Below are 17736 nucleotides of genomic sequence, written 5' to 3' on the forward strand. Positions count from 1 at the left end.
CGTGCAACGTGATTTTGAACGTTCTTGCTGTCTGTCGTTGCGCGGTCGAACGCCAAGCTTCGTCATGGTTGCTCGGTCGATCGCCCAAGTCTGCGAGCACCGAACCGCAGAAAGCCCAGGTCCGTGATGGTTGCGCAGTCGATTGCCAAGCTTCGTGAAAGTTGCTCGGTCGAAGTTTGCTCGGTCGATTCCCCCAGCCGAAGTTTGCTCGGTCGATGCGTCCGTCGAAAATCGCCGGCCTGTGAAGTTGCGCGGTCAATTTTTGCTCGGTCCCTTTTCGGCCGCTATCCTGAGGTCATGCGTGGCCGATAGGGTTGGCGAACCGTCGGCTAGTGCAATCGCCGCGCAAGAACCAAGTGGTGCACACGAGCGGCGGCAACCTCGCGTTGTGATCACGAAATCCTGGGTCGCCGCCGTGTGACCACCGACGTTACTGCCGCTTGCGTTCCGCGGTGCGATCATTGTTCCAACCGTGCGTGCCTTCGCGACTTTGCGGGCGTTGGATATCGGGCTGGCGGTTGTTGACAGAAAGATGGAGACAGGAAAATGACTGCGCTGCTCAGCTTCCTGTCTCCATTTTCCTGTCTTTCTCTGCGGCCCGGGGATGACGAGCTACGCGCGGCCGAATTCATTTGCGTCGGTTAGTATCGTTCGCCGAAGAGGTATCGAGCGCGGAAGCATCTGCCCGTACATCGCGAATAGGCGAGAGCTGGTTCGTGTTTGGCGGACTCATCTGGCTCCGCCGGCTTGTTGATATCCGCTCGGGTTTGTCTGACGCTACGCCGACTCGCCGGCACCTGCTTCGACTCCGTGCCTCTGTGAACTCCGTGAGAACCTGTCCTCTTGCAAAGATGCTTGCTCATCCATCGGCGGCGCAGATAGAATGCAGCTGCCAGGGGCGCCGCGGATTGGATCCGACCATGAGGCAGTAACCAACAAATGCAAGTGAGCACGGGTGGTTCGTTGTTTGGTTTGCTTGCTGGTCCTTTGCCCGTGCCACGTGATTTGAAACGTTCTGCCTCAAAGGCATCCTCTCTCGTGTGGTACTGGAACCAACAGAACTTCGAAGGCCTAATTGCCGTTGCTGATTCCATCGCCGATCAGCCGCAATGGAATCTGTCTGCCCAGTATTGCCGTCTTCGTGAACGAGGTCTCCGTCCACAAGCGCTACAGGCTATCACCGAACTTATTGCCGAAGCTGCGGGGTGGGGCGACAACGGCCGCAGACAGTTTGCCGACTGGATCTACTCCACAAGCCTACGCAACCCCGAAGTTCATAAGCTAATCCCAACGCCGCTCAACCAGCAACTCCTCGTGCCAACGTTGCGGCAATGGGCGGCATCAGAATCATCAAACGCGATACCGGAACGCTGGCTTGGTTTCGCAACTGGCGACCACCAGCATTTCTCGAACGCTCTCTCGCTTGACCCAACAGACGATATTTCGCGTTACAGGCTCGTCTCGCGCGATCTTGCTGATGTGGACCATCAATGCCACCATCTGCCGGATTGCTTCATCGGCGAAATCGACACTGCGATCATGACTTTGGATCGTGCAAAGGCAATGGCAGCTAAGTTTTCCAGTCCTGACATCGCCCCAACGCTCGAAGATGAATTCAGTGAACTATACGGCAAGGTCCGCGACTGGCAGACATTCCAAGGGGCTGGCGGTGATTCGTTTGGTGATTGGTGCATTGCAAATGGCCGAGTTTACCACTGGCTTAAAGCGTATTATTATGAACGCTAACCGTTGTAGAGGCAGAACAAAGCGGTGAACGGGAGCCGCCGGTGACGCGGGTTTTGAAGTCATAGTTTTCCGCGGCGGCCCCGTTACCGCCAACGTTATGCCACTCAATTTCCTCCAACACAGCTAGCCAATGTCTACACAAGAATTCCGCCAACAGATGCTCCCCCTATGGGAGCAGATGATCGCAAACATTTTCCCCGTTGCAATGCCATCAAGTGCTTCGTGGACTTGCCACCAAGACATGGTAGCTGTTCTGAACCACGTTGGTGCAACTAAAGACCTTAACCATTTGTTCTTTCCTCGAGGTGGCGGACTCGACCTTACCGGCGCTTCGATCTCGCTCGATAGCGGATGCATTGATCTCAACTTTGGGCGTGGTGCGTCCATCGCAAAAGCGAATCGACTTTCATGCGAGATATTTCCCGACAACATGGAGTTCTCGTACTTCCGAATCGACTGCGACGACCTTGCTCCATCTGGCGTTTGCGACGAACTGGCTTTCGACCACGAAGAGCTTGTTCAATTGGACGATGGCACATACCTGGACCGATCACTCTGGGATCGCGGCTACATGTCACACGATCCTGATGGCAATGAGATTCCGTTTCCTGGCACCGCAAGGATTGTCACGCGACACATAAAAGGCTCTTTCGTCATCTTCTGCAAGGCATCCGCATACAACGCGGATAGCTCCACGTATGATGGCCGGCATAGCAAGATGTCAGCTCCTGATTTCAGGACGTATATCGAAAAGTCTGCTTCACCCGCGGTCGTGTAGGGGGCATAACCATGTGATGCAACGGAGGACGGGTGGCCTGTTTTCTCGTCTGCTTGCAAGTCGTTTGCCCGTCCCCGCTGATCACTAACGTTATCCGACTGACATATGACTAAGCCGATCTTTCGTAACTGCGACGACATCGGGCCTTCCGAACTTGCATCGTTTCCGGTGTGGGTTTACTGCCACCTGACAGACTACGACGAACCGTGGTACGAAGACGTTGACGACGAAGCATACCGTGCCTGGACGGACGACTCGCCCATCGGCAACGATACCGTGGCGATCGTGGCCGCATCTTTCCGTACACACGCGGGGATTCTACTCCAAGGCTTTATCGAGACATGGGGCGACTCTACCGGGAATCCAGTGCTGGATCTCAAGCCGACCATTTTCGACGCGGATGGCCATCGGATCGCATTATGGCACGGTGCAACCTATCAATTCGGAACGGATCACTTGGATGACTGCATCGCACGCTTTGAACGTCTTTTGGGCGGTTCGATGCCTGACCATTTCCCCGTTCGCGTAGAGGTGAAAGCGAATGTGTTTGGTGATGCACTGACTGACTCGTTGCCCGGTTTCGCTTCCTTTTCCGGTCCGGGAGAAACTACCGTAATCAACGGCGGATAACCATGGCATTCACACGGAGCGGGGCTTGCGGCCGAATTGGAAATGGACAACTTTACTCTCCCCGCCCGGTGATGCCGGACGTTACCCGACACAGGCCCATACACGACCATGGTGAATCCATACGAGCCTCTCGCGATTCCTCCACCTGTTGGGACACGATTGCGACCGCAGCCGACGAAACGGATTCCGGTTTGGTTCCGCATCTTCACTGGTGTTGTCGCACTGTCTGGCACTCCGTTCCTTTTGACAGTGGTTTGGCTCATCACCCTACCCGGCGCGTTGATCTGGCTCTGCTGGATTGCAATCGCATTCGGTGTCAAGGCTTTTGATCAATTGCCCTTCTGGCTTATTAGCGCCATCTGGACGATCGCGATGGCCGTCTTCGTCGTTGGTGAATCCTGGCTTGGCCCGTACCGAATGCACTTCGGATACTGGCATGTTTTCGCTGCCGTTATACTTTCGCTGTGCGGAAGCGGGCGATGCCTGTTGACGTTTCGCCTTGGTGCCACAACTCGCCACTCAGATCGGGTAACCATGTGATGCAACGGAGGATGGGTGGTCCGTTTTCTCGTCTCCTTGCAGGTCGTTCGCCCGTCCCCGCTGATCACTACCGTTCGCCCAACTAATGTCGCTGCAACCCGAAACGATCGTTGACCTATGGACGGCACGGATCCCGGGCCTCGGTCGTTTTGCGGAGCACCATTGGCTCGTAGTCTGCCGCGATGGCTCCCCTGACCGCTGGGAGGTTTGGCAAACCCCTGGTGAATGTAAGACGTCATGGGGCCACCTACATCGAAACCTGATGCGTCCTTCGTCTGGTGTTGGTAACGGCGCCGGTCGCATCATTCATCGGTGGACCGCTGATGACGCCGTCTATCTCGCCACGAGAATCGAATCGACGCCGACTGTTTACCCATGGAACGATTGCTACCGGATTTACCCCGGCCCGAATAGCAACACATACGTGCAATGGGTACTTGGTCCACTGTATGCTTTGGGCTGGCGAGGATTTGGTCGGCGGTATGTCAATGGCTCCCGCCTCGCGAAGATATGGGCGAACCATGCCGTGCACCGGAGCGGCGTCGACGCGATTTCTGATGGTTAGTATCACTCTCGCCGCCCGGTGACGGCGGACGTTACTGACGCTTGTGTTCTGCGGCGCTATCAATTCGCAGGTCGGTCGTGGGTAGTTTCAGCGTGTTCTGCTGACGTCTTGCGTTGGACGCCGTCACATCTTGCGAATGGGACCCGCGGCCGCCCTGCTCCCGCGCTGGGTGGCCGAATGCCTTGTGTCGGAGCGGCCCTCGATGCCTCATCCGTGCTGGCTGCAGCTGATCGTCCCGGCAACCTTTGCTAATCGCCGATTCCTGCGAGGCTTCATCTTGAGCGGGATGCGGGGGTCGTTGCAAAACGCAGAGTCGCAGAGGGACGCAGAGTCCCAAGTACAGCCCGTTCTCTGCGTGCTCTGTGTCCTCTGCGTTTTATCCTTCGGCCTGGTCGCTGTCGATACGCTCCGTCCACTGACCGTCGGCCACCTGTTCTTGCTTGCCGCGTCTGCGATGGGAGCGTTACAATGAGTGACTCAAACTATCGCGGGCTAGAACGTTTGTGAGACAGTAACCACCAAATGCACGTGAGCACGGGTGGTTCGTTTGTCGGTTTGCTCGCAAGTCCTGTGCCCGTGCCACGTGATCTTGGACGTTCCCCGACTGAAATCATGACGCGAATCACAACGATCACTTCCCTCTGCGTTTTGCTTGCTGCGGCCATATTCGTTGGAACGGTATTCACACGCAACCTATTGCACGCACGTGCGCAGCTGAACGTCCAGCATCTCAATCAGCAGACCACGAGCGTTGATGCCTTTCCGATTGTCCACTCGCATACACTGGTTGACCGTCACGGAAAACCGAAAATCATTCTCCTGCACAAATCGACCGAGCCATCCGGAAACGTACCGTTCCACTGGGTAGACCTCATCGCCATTGATCCACCTGATCGGCATTTGCGATGCATTGTTGACGGCGATCCTGTCGAGATCGAATCCGATGTCCAGGTTTTCTATGCACTTGACGATTCAAAGCCATCGCGACGGTCATTCCCAAGTGATACAGTTGTGCCGCACATTCCTGATGCAAAGTGGGACGAGTTTGCTAATCCATTTTGAAGCATCCTAGACTTTCATCTTCAACAAAGTCGACAACGCGGGGAACCATGACATGCACCGGAATCGGGCTTGCGAGCGTTTTGGCAATTGACAATCAACCCTCCCGACCCGGTGATGTCGGTCGTTCTTGCACGAGCATCGTCGTACTCGTACTCAGGGCGCAGCCCGGTACTCGTACTCCTACTCGAATGTCCGGTGACGAGTGGCCAATGTACCGCCGACCCGGCCATGGTTGCGATGCTGCAGTTTCTCTCGAATCGAGTACGAGTACCGCGTTGCTGAGTACGAGTACAAGTACGAGTCAGAAGCTTGTTCCGTCGATGCGTCTATCGAAAGTTGCTGGCCTGTGAAGTTGCGCGGTCGATTGTTGCTCGGTCCCGTTTCGCCCTGTATTCTGAGATCGTGCGAGATCGATTTGGTTGGTGACTTGTTCGCTAACGCAATCGCCTCGCAAGAACCAAGTGGTGCACCCGAGCGGCGGCAGCGTCGTGTCGTGTTCACCGAATCCAGGGTCGCCGCCGTGTGACCACCGACGTTCGTCCGCTTCGATCACCGTTTACCGGCGATGTCACTGCGTGTAAACTAGACGCTGGAGGAATGCCCATGCCGATCGAGAATTTGCTGTCGTCGCTGAGTCCTGGCGAAAAAGTTGCCGCCATGAATTACCTGTGGGGCGAACTGTCCGCTCAGCCGGCGGAATTTTCCTCACCGGCTTGGCATGGCGACGTTCTGGCTGATCGCGATGCGAATCCATCGCGCGAGCCGCGACTTCCGCTGGATGCCGCTATGGATGACGTCAAGGAGCGGCTTAATGGACGTCGAGCTAAGGGATGAGGCCAGAGAGGACCTGGTCAACGGTTCGTTGTTCTACGCTGGTCTATCCCTCGGACTCGAAGTGCACTTTCTCGATTGCCTCCGCAGGACCTAGAAAGCCTTAGGTCCACTGCCGGCGTCCACGAGCAGTGCTGTGGGGTCCATCGTAAGCTCTCTCAGCGTTTTCCCTTTGCGATCTACTATCTGGTGGCAGGTGAGATTATTGACGTCGTCGCCATGCTCGATTGTCGGGAGCATCGGGGCTTTACTTCTGCGAGACTCGGACGAACCAAGCGGTGAACGGGAACCGCCGATCACACGGGTTTCGAAATCAAAGTCTTTGGCGGCGGCCCCGTTACCGCCGCCGCATAGCATTGGGCACCTCATTGCCACCAAAAGAGTTCACGCGACGGGTCACCGCGTTCCAGCGAGGTGGGAACAAGCGCGCTGTCATTTTTCTTGTCTGGTTTTTCGGTGGTTTACTCGCACTACACCCGCTGGCGTCTTGGGCTGATAGGACAGGCGGAGTGGGGAAGTGGGCTTTCGGAGCTCTACTGCTGTTCTTCGTTTCGTATCCCTTCTTCGTAGGACGCTGGTACGGATGGCAAAGGCAGCGGCGGTTCGGACTGCTCTGCCCCTCGTGCAACCGTTGTTTGGTTGGCTTTGGGCAGGACGTCATGCGAACTCGGTCATGCAAATTTTGTGGCACGATGGTCCTTGCGGCAGATCGCCCAACCAATTGACTCACTCGCTTACAAATGAAGCACCATAGGTTGTGCTACTGGTTTGACTCGAAATCGCGTCGCTCGACAAATGCAACCGAACCGGCGAACCATGACTTGCACGGGAGGACGGCTTGCGCGGTTTTCGAAGTGGACAATCTTTCTTCCGTCCCCCGTGATGTCTACTGTTACGCCATGGATCGGCCCTTACTCATTTGATTGATTTCTGATGAACGAACCCCAGAAGTCTCGTATCGACATTGCCCGAGTCCCTTGGCAACTTTGGGTTGTGATAGCGTTGCTCGCCGCTGAGGGCATTGGAAATTCCCTCATCATGTTTGGGAATCCTGTCGCAGCCATCTGGCTTGCGGCCAAGGTCTTGTTCATCATGGGGTTGATCCGCCGATGGAGGATTGTCTTCGTTTTGTTCGCGATCGTGGCAGCGCTGCATGTGCTCGCGTTCGCATCTTCAGCACCATTTATCTCGTTCCTTAACTTGCTGATCCTTGTGCTCGCGATTTCTCAATACCGTCGGTTCTTCCCGGACGAGTCACGCTCGCAAATGGCTGGATCGACAGAGAAGGCGTAACCATCGCATGCAACGGAGCGGCGGTGGAGACTATTTTACGAATGGATGCTCAACTCCCTCCGCCCCGTGATGCGGGTCGTTACTTGCGCTTGCGTTTTGCAGTGCGATCATCTCGCCGGTCGGTTTCCGACAGCGTTAAGCCGATTGATTTGCGTCCATTGGCGTGATTCGCGGGCTCCGTGCCTCCGTGTCTCCGTGAGAGACTTTCATGGTCAGCGCATCGGCTCGAGCCACGTCGTTCCCTGGGACTTGCTGTTATGCCGCTGGAATCCTGGTAGACAACGCTCGGCTTGTCTCTCGCGATAAAGGCCACGGCGTCGTCAACCGAGCGAAAACGTCCCGACGTGACTAGGCTCTCAACCACCGCCAACGGATCCGGAGGCAATTGAATCTGCAGCGGGCTCACGTCGACAACCGCTTTGCGAATCCGTGTTTCTCGGTTCTCCCGCTGGTCGGCGTGTCGGTTAAACTAGGAGGGCGAAACCGCCTTTGCCCACCATCACCGTCGAGATCCGATTCATGCTCCGACCGTTTCTTGCCCTTGCTTTGTTTACCGCTCTGAGCTGCGTTTTGTCGTCCCCCGCGCCGGCTGCCGAAGTCTTTGTGGAAGCCGAAGCGTTCGACGACCACGGCGGCTGGAAACTGGATACCCAGTTCATCCAGACGATGGGCTCGCCCTACCTGCTGGCTCACGGGCTGGGCCAACCGGTCGAGGACGCGACGACGACGGTCAAAATCCCCGAAGCAGGCACCTACCGGGTGTATGCCCGGACCTTCGACTGGGTCGCACGCTGGGATGCCCAGGGCGATCCCGGTCGCTTTCAAATCCTGATTGATGGCAAACCGCTCGAGACCACCTTCGGCACCGAAGGCAAAGACTGGCAATGGCAGAGCGGCGGCTCGGTCGAGCTGGCCGCCGGCGAAGTCGAACTGACGCTACGCGATCTGACCGGTTTCGATGGCCGCTGTGACGCGATCTACCTGACGACCGGCGACGAGCCGCCTTCGAACAATTCCGAAATCCTCTCGCCTTGGCGACGCGATCAATTGGGGCTGACCGGCGACGACGTCGACGTCCGCTCGTACGACCTGGTCGTCGTCGGCGGCGGGTACGCGGGCACGGCCACGGCCCTGTCGGCCGCTCGCATGGGATGCCGGGTCGCCTTGATCCAAGACCGCGGCGTGCTGGGCGGCAATGGTTCCAGCGAAGTGCGGGTGTGGGCGATGGGGTTGATCCGCCGCGGCAAGTACCCGCGGATCGGCGAGATCGTCGAAGAGTTCAGCGACCAGGCCACCAAGTCGCCGGGACGCAAAGAGGAGTTCGGCGACGAGATGAAAGAGCAAATCGTCCGCGCCGAAAAGAACATCGACCTGTTCCTCTATCACCACGCCTTTACTGCGGCCACCGAGGCCGGCGTGATCCAGTCGGTCGATGCCTTCGATGTTCGCAGTGGCGATGTACGCCGCTTTAAGGCCCCGCTGTTTGCCGACTGCACCGGCCATGGCTGGTTGGGCGAATGGACCGGAGCGGACTTTGAACAAACCCCCAAGGGCCGGATGGGGATGAGCAATATGTGGCGGTGGGACGAACGCGAGACACCGCAGAGCTTTCCGGAAACACCCTGGGCTCTGCCGCTGACCATGCGCGACTTTCCCTATCCGCGCGATCACCATGGCCAGTGGTTCTGGGAAAGCGGCTTTGACAAGGATCCGATCAACGGAGCCGAAGCGATTCGCGACTGGAACCTCCGCGCGGTCTACGGAGCTTTTAATGCGATGAAGAACGGCGACGGTGCCGCGCGGCACCCGAACGCCGTGCTGACCTGGGTCGCCTACGTCGGCGGGCCGCGGGAGAGCCGCCGTTTGCTGGGCGACGTGATCCTGACCCAAGACCACATCGTCAACAAGCACCAGTTCAAGGACGGCTGCGTGCCCAGCACGTGGTCGATCGACCTGCATTATCCCAAACAGCAGTACGCCGACAAATTCCCCGACAATCCGTTTATCAGCGTGGCCGTTCACGATCGCCGCGTGGATCGCTCCTACGGTTACCCGGTTCCCTACCGCTGCTTCTACTCACGCAACATTTCCAACCTGTTCATGGCCGGCCGCTGCGTCAGTGTCACGCACGAGGCACTCGGCACGGTGCGCGTGATGAAGACCTGCGGGATGATGGGAGAAGTGGTCGGGAAAGCGGCTTCGATCTGCATCGATCACACTTGCCGGCCCCGAGACGTGTACGAGCAGTACTGGTCGGAACTGGACGAACTGTTGCAGTTGCCGGGTGTGGCGCGGCGAGAAACCGTGGCCGCCGACATTCAGATTCCCGATGACGTGCAGCCTTCGGCCGGTCCGCGCGGGCCGCTGGAAGGCGTCGATCCGGCGAAGATGGACGGGATCGTTGTGGACGATGAAGCGGCCGCCAAGCGAGGCAAATGGACGTCGGGAACGGGCCTGAAAGGGTTTGTCGGATACAGTTACCTGTACGCCGGTGGCGACAGCGATGCCTCGATCCGGTTTCCCATCGAAGTGCCGCAAGGGGGAACGTATCGCTTGAGCGTTCTGTACGGAACACATCCCAATCGCGGTACGCGGGTTCCCGTGGCCTGGGCGGTCGACGAACAGTTGCGAGGTGAAACGCGCGTCGATATGCGGGGCGAGCAAACGCGAGAAGCCGCCGAAGCGGTGCTGGGCACGCTGCGACTGGAAGCCGGCCAGAAGGTGTGGGTGACGATCAGCACCGAAGATGCCGCGGGCACCGTGCACGCCGACGCCGTTCGTCTGCTGGGCCTTGAAGAGTAAATCAGTGGCAGTGGCATAGGCTTCCAGCCTGTGAACCAGTGGCATCACATCGCACCAGGGCAGATAGACGAATCCCTCCGGGGAACGTTCTGGTAAACGCTTGTCTCGAAGCGTTTTCCACAGGCTGGAAGCCTATGCCACTGGTGACGGGCTCCTCAGGCTTCGGGGGAGAGTGGCAGTGGCATAGGCTTCCAGCCTGTGAACCAGTGGCATCACATCGCACCAGGGCAGATAGACGAATCCCTCCGGGGAACGTTCTGGTAAACGCTTGTCTCGAAGCATTTACCACAGGCTGGAAGCCTATGCCACTGGTGACGGGCTCCTTAGGCTTCGGGGGAGAGTGGCAGTGGCATAGGCTTCCAGCCTGTGAACCAGTGGCATCACATTGCACCAGGGCAGATAGACGAATCCCTCCGGGGAACGTTCTGGTAAACGCTTGTCTCGAAGCGTTTTCCACAGGCTGGAAGCCTATGCCACTGGTGACGGGCTCCTTAGGCTTCGGGGGAGAGGGAAGAAAACGATTTTACTCGCGCATCGATTCCGCCGGCGTCTGCACTTTTGCGATGGGCAGTTTGATTTCGATCACCTGCGCCGGATGGACCTGTTCGTCGTCTTCGTCCCAGGTTCGCTCTTCGAGCAGCTCGCTCGTCCAGCCCTCCGCCTCGGCCGTTTCTCGAACGATTTCCAGCGGCGTTCCTCGGGTGAAGCTGAGCAGGCAGCGTCCGCCGGGCTTGAGGTGTTGTGGCAGGCCTTCCAGGACCGCTCTCAGCCAGCGGTAGTCGGGATCACAGAAAGCGTGATCGCTGATCGATTCGATCGGCGCGTCCTCCGACGGAGCATGGGCGAGGATTAAATCGAACCGCTCGTCGGCTTGGAGCACTGCAAAGGGGCTGGCCGATTCGATCGACTCGTCACGGCCGCGGACCTCGAGCACGTTGTCGAGATCGTGGCGAGCAGCGTTGTAGCGGGCGCAGGCGACGGCCGCGGGATTGACGTCGGTGGCCACGACGCGGGTGGCACCGGAGCGGGCGCACAACAGCGACAGGACGCCGGTGCCGGTTCGCAGCTCCAGCACGCTGCGCGCTTCGGCGGCCGCCTGGTCGGTGATCTGCTTGCGCAAGGCCGCCGATTCCTCCCCCGTCCAGGCCACCGTGCGGAACTGCACGACTTCGTGGGGAGAGAGCGATTCCAAGGTCCACGACTGCACCACGTCGTGCTCGTAGGACAGGTCTTGCCGCACGCGTCCGGGGCATCCGCCCGCGATTCCTACCAGCGTGACCAGGCATGCGGCGAGCCACACTCGCTTGTACGTCGGCGTTGTTGGCGAAGGTTTCGGTGGGGCCGGAGGTGCCGGTGGGTTTACCGCGAGCATGGTGTCGGTCCTTCGCTGGAACAGGTAGGCAGGAATCGCTCGGAACGAGCTTTATTCCTCTTCGGAATCGTACCGGGAGCGGAGCTGGCAGAACATGGCGCGTTTCTGATCGGGCAGGGCATAATCGAATCCGCAGCCGCGCAAAAAATCTTCCGATGAGCTGATCGCCATGACTTCCATCACGCCCAGCTCGCGGGCACGCTCGACGCTGCGGCGAACCAGTTCGCGACCGATCCCTTGCGTACGGCAGCTCGGATCGACGACCAAGCACTGGATCTCGGCCATTTTACGGCTGTAGATTTCCACCGCACAAAATCCCACCATGCGATCTTCGCGGAGGGCGACAAAGCCGTGGCGGGTCAATTCCATCAATTCCTCCAGCGTCCGCCGAAGCAGTTTGCGTTGCCGCACATCGGGAGCCATCAAGGCAGCGATCGAAACCGCATCTTCCGGTACGGCTTGACGGTAGGTCGGCGCGGCCGCCGCCGCGTCGGCAGGACGCTCGGAGGCATCAGCAGGGTGCCCGGAGGCGTCGGCGGGGTGCCCGGAGGCGTCGGCGGGAGGTTCGGAGGGATCGTTCATCGATTGATCCGTACGGGACTGGTCGCTTCTTTGATCGCTTGACGCATCTGCCCGACCGGAGGTTCGGCGCCGGTGAACAGTTTGTACTGGTAGCAGGCTTGGCGGACAAACATATCGACGCCCGTAATTGTACGGCACCCGTGCCGACGAGCGTGCTTGATTAGCAGTGTCTGTTCCGGGTTGTAGACCGTATCAAAGACCACCATCGAATCGTCGACCGCATCGACTTCGAAATCGAAGGGGCTGTCGTCGACGTTAGGGTGCATGCCCACCGGGGTGCCGTTGACCAACAGTTTTGCCGGCTGTGCGTGGCGTTCTTCCCAAGCGACGGATTTCAGGCCCAGTTCTTTGGCCAAGGCTTCGCTGCGCGCCTGGGTGCGGCTGGCGATCGTGACGCGTGCGCCGCGATTCTTCAGGCCCCAGGCGATCGCTCGCGAGACACCGCCGGCGCCCAGAACCAAGACGTCCAGATCCTTGTAGGGTTTATCGGCGTCGTCGCCCAAGGGAATCACCGCCGAGATGCAATCCATCGCCGCGCGATAGTCCGTGTTGTAGCCCAGACGCGTATCGTCGTCGAAGATCATCGTGTTGATCGCGCCGATTCCGGTCGCCGCCGATTCGGCTTGATTGCACAGATCCAGAGCTCGCTCTTTGTGCGGGATCGTGACGCTGACGCCCGAGATCCCGAGAGCCGGAGCGGCATTGACGAAGGCTTCCAGTTCCTCGGCCGGCACGCGCAGGGGCAGGTAACAGCAATCACGGTTTTCGGCCACGAAGGCTTTGTTATGGATCAGCGGGCTGTGGCTGTGGGCGACCGGATCGGCGACCACGCCGTACAGTTCGGTCTGCGGCGTCAGTTGGTCGCTGCGGTACAGCTCCTTCATCTGCCGCCAATTCAGCTGGCCCGGGGCGAGCGTGCGGTCGGAGCTGAAGGTGGCGTAGGAGAACGGGGCGCCCATCCGGCAGGCCAAGATCCGGCTGACCATACCGATCTCGCCCATGCACAGGCCGATGGTCGGCACACTGGCTTTCTGCATCAGGTCGAACATCCGCAGGTTGTCTTCGAAGGAATTAGCCATCGTCGCGATTTTGACGATGTCGGCATCCTCGGCGGCCATCGCGGCGTGCAATTCTTCCAGGTTGTCGGGCGTCTGTTCAAAGTCGTGAAAGCTGATGATCCGCTTGGTGTTGCCATAGCGGGGGATATCCGCCGCCACATCGGCTTCGATGTCGACGTACTCGACGCCCGCGGCGATGGCGCTGCGCAGCAGCATCTGGCGTTCTTCTTCGCTGCGCGACCATCGTCCGCCATCTTCCCGGCGCCGCGCCGTCGCCACGACCGGGCAGGGCCGATCTTTCAGCAAACGCCCCAGATCGACCGCGCGGCCGATATAATCCAGCCGCAGTTCCACCAGCTGGATTCCCTGTTCGGCCAGGTGTTTGTGTTCAGCGATTGTCTGAGTATGACGGGTTCGACCGATACTGACGCAAATCATTCCAGAAGCGGGGTAAACGAGGGGCGAACGCACCGCCGCAGCGGTAACAAGAAAAAATAAAAACGCAGTGCTTGCACAGTGCTAGTCGAAAGCGGCCCGCCCACCAAGGGGGCACTTTGCCGATTTCGCAGGCTTCGCAATTTCACGAGCCAAGAATCTTTCTCGGAGAGCAGATTCCTCGGGGCGGGAAAAGACGCGGGGTGACCGACGCTTTATAATAGAAGCTATGAATGTAAAACGAGTACTGTTCGGTGTTTTTTCTTGTGGCGTTCTGTGGGGGGCCCTGCAGGTCGGTGCGGTGGCCTCCGCCGCCGATCCCCAGCCACCGGTCAAGGAGCCTCCGGTCCAGGAGCCAACGGGTCAGGACTGGCCCACAGAACGAGCCAATCCACAGGGCACCGGTGCGGTGGCCGAGAGCCTGCCCGCGCAACTGAGCGAACAGTGGCGGTACGAGGCTGGCGAGCCGATCGAAGCGACGCCCGTGGTCGTCCAAGGCGTGGTATACGTTGCCGATGTCGAGGGCACGGTCCACGCCATCGACGCCCAAACCGGCCAGAGACGCTGGACCAGCGAGACCGAAGGCGGCTTCTTGGCGCCGCCGGCGATCTCCGGCGATACGCTGGTGATCGGCGATTACAACGGCCAGGTGTATGCCCTGAACGTCGCCGACGGCAAACAACGCTGGACGTTTCAGACCGGCGGCGAGATCAACGCCGGATTCGCGTTCTTCGATGGCAAGGTGCTGATCCCTTCGCAGGACGGCAATCTGTACTGCTTGAAAACGGCCGACGGCAGCAAGGTGTGGGTGTACGAAACCACCGACCAGATCCAGTGCAGCCCCACGATCGCCGGTTCACGTACCTTCTTGGGCGGTTGCGATGGGCAACTGCACAGTGTGGATTTGAAAACCGGCAAGGCCGTCGCCGACCCCCTGCCCTTGGAGGGACCGACGCTGAGCACGCCGGCGGTGATGGGCAAGCACGCCTTTCTGACCACTCACGGCGGACTGGTCAAAGCCTTCGACTGGCAGGCCAACACAGCGCTGTGGCAGTACGCCGACCCGCAGCGCAATCAGGAATACCGCAGCAGCCCGGCGGCCAGCGACGCGGCGATCGTCGTGAGCAGCCAGTTCCGCAGCGTCACGGCGCTGGACCCCAAGACGGGCGAGGAGCTGTGGAAGAAACCGCTGCGTCGTTTCGCCGAAGCCTCGCCGGTGATCGCCGGAGAGGACGTCTGGATCGCGGCCACCGACGGACGCCTGTACCGCTTTGCATTGGCCGACGGAACCTTGAAGAGCGAAACCGAATTCCGGGGCTCGTTCCTGGCGCCTCCCGCAATCGTCGGCCAGCAATTAATCTTGGCCAATGACGATGGCGTCGTGATCGCCCTGGGCCCCGCCTCCTGACCGGCTTTCCGCCGCTCGTCTCTCGCCACTAACTTCCTGCCGCTCACCCCGCCTCCACGCTTCGCCTCGCGCCACACTCCGCACGCACGTCCGCTCTCCCCACAAGGACCGCACTGATGAGTACCACCGAAGACAAGAAAACCGAAGTTGGCAGCTACTTCATCTCCAACTATCCGCCCTACTCGCAGTGGAGCCGCGATGCCTTGCCGGAGGTTCGCCAGCGGCTCGAGCAGCCGCCCGAGGGCGACGCGCCGCTGGGGCTGTATCTGCACATCCCGTTTTGTCGCAAGCGTTGTAAGTTCTGTTACTTCAAAGTCTTTACCGACGTCAACGCGGCCGCCGTACAGCGGTACGTTGACGCGCTGTGCACCGAGATCTCGCTGGTCAGCAAGCTGGAGGTGATGGGCGGGCGTCCGTTTCGGTTCGTTTATTTCGGCGGAGGAACGCCCAGCTTCCTCAGCCCCAAACAACTGACCAGCCTGGCCGAGCGACTGCACAAGCACGTGACCTGGGACGGTGCCGAGGAGGTGACGTTTGAATGCGAACCGGGCACGTTGAGCGAGACCAAGGTCAAGACGCTGCGGGAAACCCTGGGCGTGACGCGGCTGAGCCTCGGGATCGAGAATTTTGACGATCGCATCCTGGAAGAAAACGGCCGAGCTCACCTGAGCAAACAGGTCTACAACGCTTGGGAATGGATCCAGGCCGCTGATTTTCCCAACGTCAACATCGACCTGATCTCGGGAATGGTTGGCGAGAGCTGGGACAACTGGAAAGAGAACATTCGCAAGACGATCGAACTGTCGCCCAGCAGTGTGACGATCTATCAGATGGAGTTGCCCTACAACACGGTCTACAGCAAGGACATCCTGGGCAATCAGATCGAAACGCCGGTCGCCGATTGGCCCACCAAACGCGCCTGGGTCGATTACGCCTTCACCACCTTGGCCGAAGCCGGCTACAGCGTGTCCAGCGCCTACACGATGGTGAAGGATCCCAGCCAAGTTAATTTCTCCTACCGCGACAACCTCTGGCACGGCAGCGACCTGTTGGCCACGGGGATCGCCAGCTTTGGACACGCCTCCGGTGTCCACTATCAGAATGTTGCAGAGCTGGAGCAGTACCAGGCGACGCTGGAATCCGGCCAGTTGCCGCTGGGCCGCGGACTGGTCCCGACCCGCGACCAGCTGCTGATCCGCGAAACCATTCTATTGCTCAAACGCGGTTACCTGTCGTTTGACTATCTGAACCAGAAATTCGCTACCGACGTCGCCGGTCGCTGGGCCGATACCTGGCAGCAGTACGCCGACGAGGGACTGCTGGAACGCACCGAGGACGGCGTGCGTCTGACGCGGGAAGGATTGCTGCGAGTCGATTCGCTGTTGCCGGCGTTCTTCGAAGAGCAGCACCGTGGGGTGCGGTACACGTGAGCCGACCCGACGACAGCGAACCAGACGCGACGCAGCGCAGCTTCATGATGGGCGAGTTTCGGGCGGTCTTTCCCGATGACCGTCTGTATGCGCGGAACCACATGTGGGCCCGACCCAGCGGCGACGATCGCTACCAGTTTGGTTTGACCGCCTATGCCGTTCGACTGCTGCAGGACGTCTACTTCCTGGACTGGACGGCCGAGCCGCCGGCGGCGCTTCGCAAAGGCCAGGAGATTGGCACGATCGAAAGCAAGAAGGCCGAAAGCGATCTGTACGCACCGCTGGCCGGCACGCTGCAGGCCATCAATACCGAGGCGTTGGATGATCCTTCTTTGATCAACGTCGACGCTTACGGGGCGGCGTGGTTGCTGGAAATCCAGACCGACCAGCGAGACCTGTTGCTGTCGGTGGACGAATACCTCGAGCACCTCGAATCGGCCTGGGAAGTCGCCCAGCGGACGATCAAGGGCCAGGCCAACACATGACCGCACGCGCGGCTTCGGCGAGCGGCCCGCGGCGCGGCTTGATCCTGGTTCCGACGGAGCTGGAACGAGCGGCGCTGGAGGGCGCATTGCCCTCGCAGGTTCCGGTTCGTCTGTGCGGATTCGGTCCCATCGCCGCCGGCATCGCCACTGCGCGGCTGCTGGACGAACTTCGTCCGGCCTGGGTAATTCTGGTGGGCATCGCCGGTCGCTACGGCACCGCTGCACCGGCATCCCCGCCGCTGGGTTCCGCTTGCGTGTTCTCTCGCGTCACGCAGTACGGGGTCGGCGTCGGCAGCGGTCCCGCCTACCGCTCGGCCGGTGAGCTGGGCTGGCAAGCGGCGAGTGCCGAAGGCCAAGACGATGCCGATACGCTGCCGCTGCAAACCTCTGTCTTCACCGACAATCCTGCGTTGGCCGACCGAGTCCCCTTCGCCGGTCGCTTGCTGAGCGTCTGCAGCGGGGCGGCCGACCTGCAGGATCGCGAACATCGTCTGGCCCGCTATCCCGACGCCGTGGCCGAGGACATGGAAGGGTACGCCGTGGCCCTGGCTTGCCATACGGCGGGCGTCGAGCGGTGCATCGTGCGCGGATTTTCCAACGATGTGGGTGACCGCAACAAAAGCCACTGGCAAATCCAGCCCGCGCTCACCGCCGCCGCTCGGCTGACCCGGCGCTTGGTCGGTGCGGAGGATTGATCGGTTTCCGCCCCATCAGCCGTT

Annotated in this window: 15 protein-coding genes; 12 read left to right on the forward strand and 3 right to left on the reverse strand. The window is 59.8% G+C overall.

The features are described from left to right. The first annotated feature begins 1038 nt into the window (after positions 1–1038). From GE027_RS06970 to GE027_RS07005, 8 genes are all read left to right on the forward strand, one after another. Positions 1039–1746 carry a hypothetical protein gene (locus GE027_RS06970; RefSeq protein WP_153556473.1) on the forward strand — a complete coding sequence of 236 codons (708 nt, stop codon included), beginning with the start codon at positions 1039–1041 and terminating at the stop codon, positions 1744–1746. Positions 1747–1876: 130 nt separating this feature from the next. Then, positions 1877–2524, forward strand: coding sequence for a hypothetical protein (locus tag GE027_RS06975; RefSeq protein ID WP_153556474.1), 648 nt, complete (start codon positions 1877–1879; stop codon positions 2522–2524). Positions 2525–2629: 105 nt separating this feature from the next. Continuing rightward, positions 2630–3154, forward strand: coding sequence for a hypothetical protein (locus GE027_RS06980; RefSeq protein WP_153556475.1), 525 nt, complete (start codon positions 2630–2632; stop codon positions 3152–3154). Positions 3155–3779: 625 nt separating this feature from the next. Then, positions 3780–4259 (forward strand): DUF3750 domain-containing protein, encoded by a 480-nt coding sequence (locus tag GE027_RS06985; protein WP_153556476.1) that lies wholly within the window; start codon positions 3780–3782, stop codon positions 4257–4259. Positions 4260–4871: 612 nt separating this feature from the next. Continuing rightward, positions 4872–5321: a hypothetical protein gene (locus GE027_RS06990; protein WP_153556477.1), complete on the forward strand. Its 450-nt coding sequence runs from the start codon at positions 4872–4874 to the stop codon at positions 5319–5321. A 603-nt stretch (positions 5322–5924) separates the two neighbouring features. Next, entirely contained in the window at positions 5925–6155 is a 231-nt protein-coding gene (locus GE027_RS06995; protein WP_162006609.1) for an addiction module protein, read from the forward strand. Positions 6156–7085: 930 nt separating this feature from the next. Next, on the forward strand, positions 7086–7445 hold the full coding sequence (locus GE027_RS07000; protein WP_153556479.1) for a hypothetical protein: 360 nt from the start codon (positions 7086–7088) through the stop codon (positions 7443–7445). A 519-nt stretch (positions 7446–7964) separates the two neighbouring features. Next, positions 7965–10247, forward strand: a complete 2283-nt coding sequence (locus tag GE027_RS07005) for an FAD-dependent oxidoreductase (RefSeq protein WP_153556480.1) — start codon at positions 7965–7967, stop codon at positions 10245–10247. A gap of 523 nt (positions 10248–10770) precedes the next feature. Here the strand turns inward: GE027_RS07005 and GE027_RS07010 are convergent. Genes GE027_RS07010 through aroE form a run of 3 tightly spaced genes read right to left on the reverse strand, consistent with a single transcriptional unit; the run spans position 10771 to position 13697 of the window. Then, positions 10771–11619, reverse strand: coding sequence for a 50S ribosomal protein L11 methyltransferase (locus GE027_RS07010; protein WP_153556481.1), 849 nt, complete (start codon positions 11617–11619; stop codon positions 10771–10773). Between the two features lie 51 nt (positions 11620–11670). Beyond that, positions 11671–12201: a GNAT family N-acetyltransferase gene (locus GE027_RS07015; RefSeq protein WP_153556482.1), complete on the reverse strand. Its 531-nt coding sequence runs from the start codon at positions 12199–12201 to the stop codon at positions 11671–11673. Continuing rightward, positions 12198–13697 carry a shikimate dehydrogenase gene (aroE, locus tag GE027_RS07020; RefSeq protein WP_153556483.1) on the reverse strand — a complete coding sequence of 500 codons (1500 nt, stop codon included), beginning with the start codon at positions 13695–13697 and terminating at the stop codon, positions 12198–12200. The genes GE027_RS07015 and aroE overlap by 4 nt, the downstream gene beginning before the upstream one ends. A 226-nt stretch (positions 13698–13923) precedes the next feature. Here aroE and GE027_RS07025 point away from each other — a divergent pair, with 226 nt between their 5' ends. From GE027_RS07025 to mqnB, 4 genes are all read left to right on the forward strand, one after another. After that, positions 13924–15102 (forward strand): outer membrane protein assembly factor BamB family protein, encoded by a 1179-nt coding sequence (locus GE027_RS07025; protein ID WP_153556484.1) that lies wholly within the window; start codon positions 13924–13926, stop codon positions 15100–15102. Between the two features lie 116 nt (positions 15103–15218). Continuing rightward, the gene (locus GE027_RS07030) at positions 15219–16532 is read left to right on the forward strand and encodes a coproporphyrinogen-III oxidase family protein (RefSeq protein ID WP_202617347.1); all 1314 of its coding nucleotides are present in this window, start codon (positions 15219–15221) and stop codon (positions 16530–16532) included. Positions 16533–16576: 44 nt separating this feature from the next. Further along, positions 16577–17017 (forward strand): glycine cleavage system protein H, encoded by a 441-nt coding sequence (locus GE027_RS07035; protein ID WP_153556556.1) that lies wholly within the window; start codon positions 16577–16579, stop codon positions 17015–17017. Next, on the forward strand, positions 17014–17712 hold the full coding sequence (gene mqnB / locus GE027_RS07040; RefSeq protein ID WP_153556486.1) for a futalosine hydrolase: 699 nt from the start codon (positions 17014–17016) through the stop codon (positions 17710–17712). The genes GE027_RS07035 and mqnB overlap by 4 nt, the downstream gene beginning before the upstream one ends. Positions 17713–17736: the final 24 nt, after the last annotated feature.

The sequence above is a fragment of the Roseimaritima sediminicola genome, assembly GCF_009618275.1.
Taxonomy (GTDB): Bacteria; Planctomycetota; Planctomycetia; order Pirellulales; family Pirellulaceae; genus Roseimaritima; species Roseimaritima sediminicola.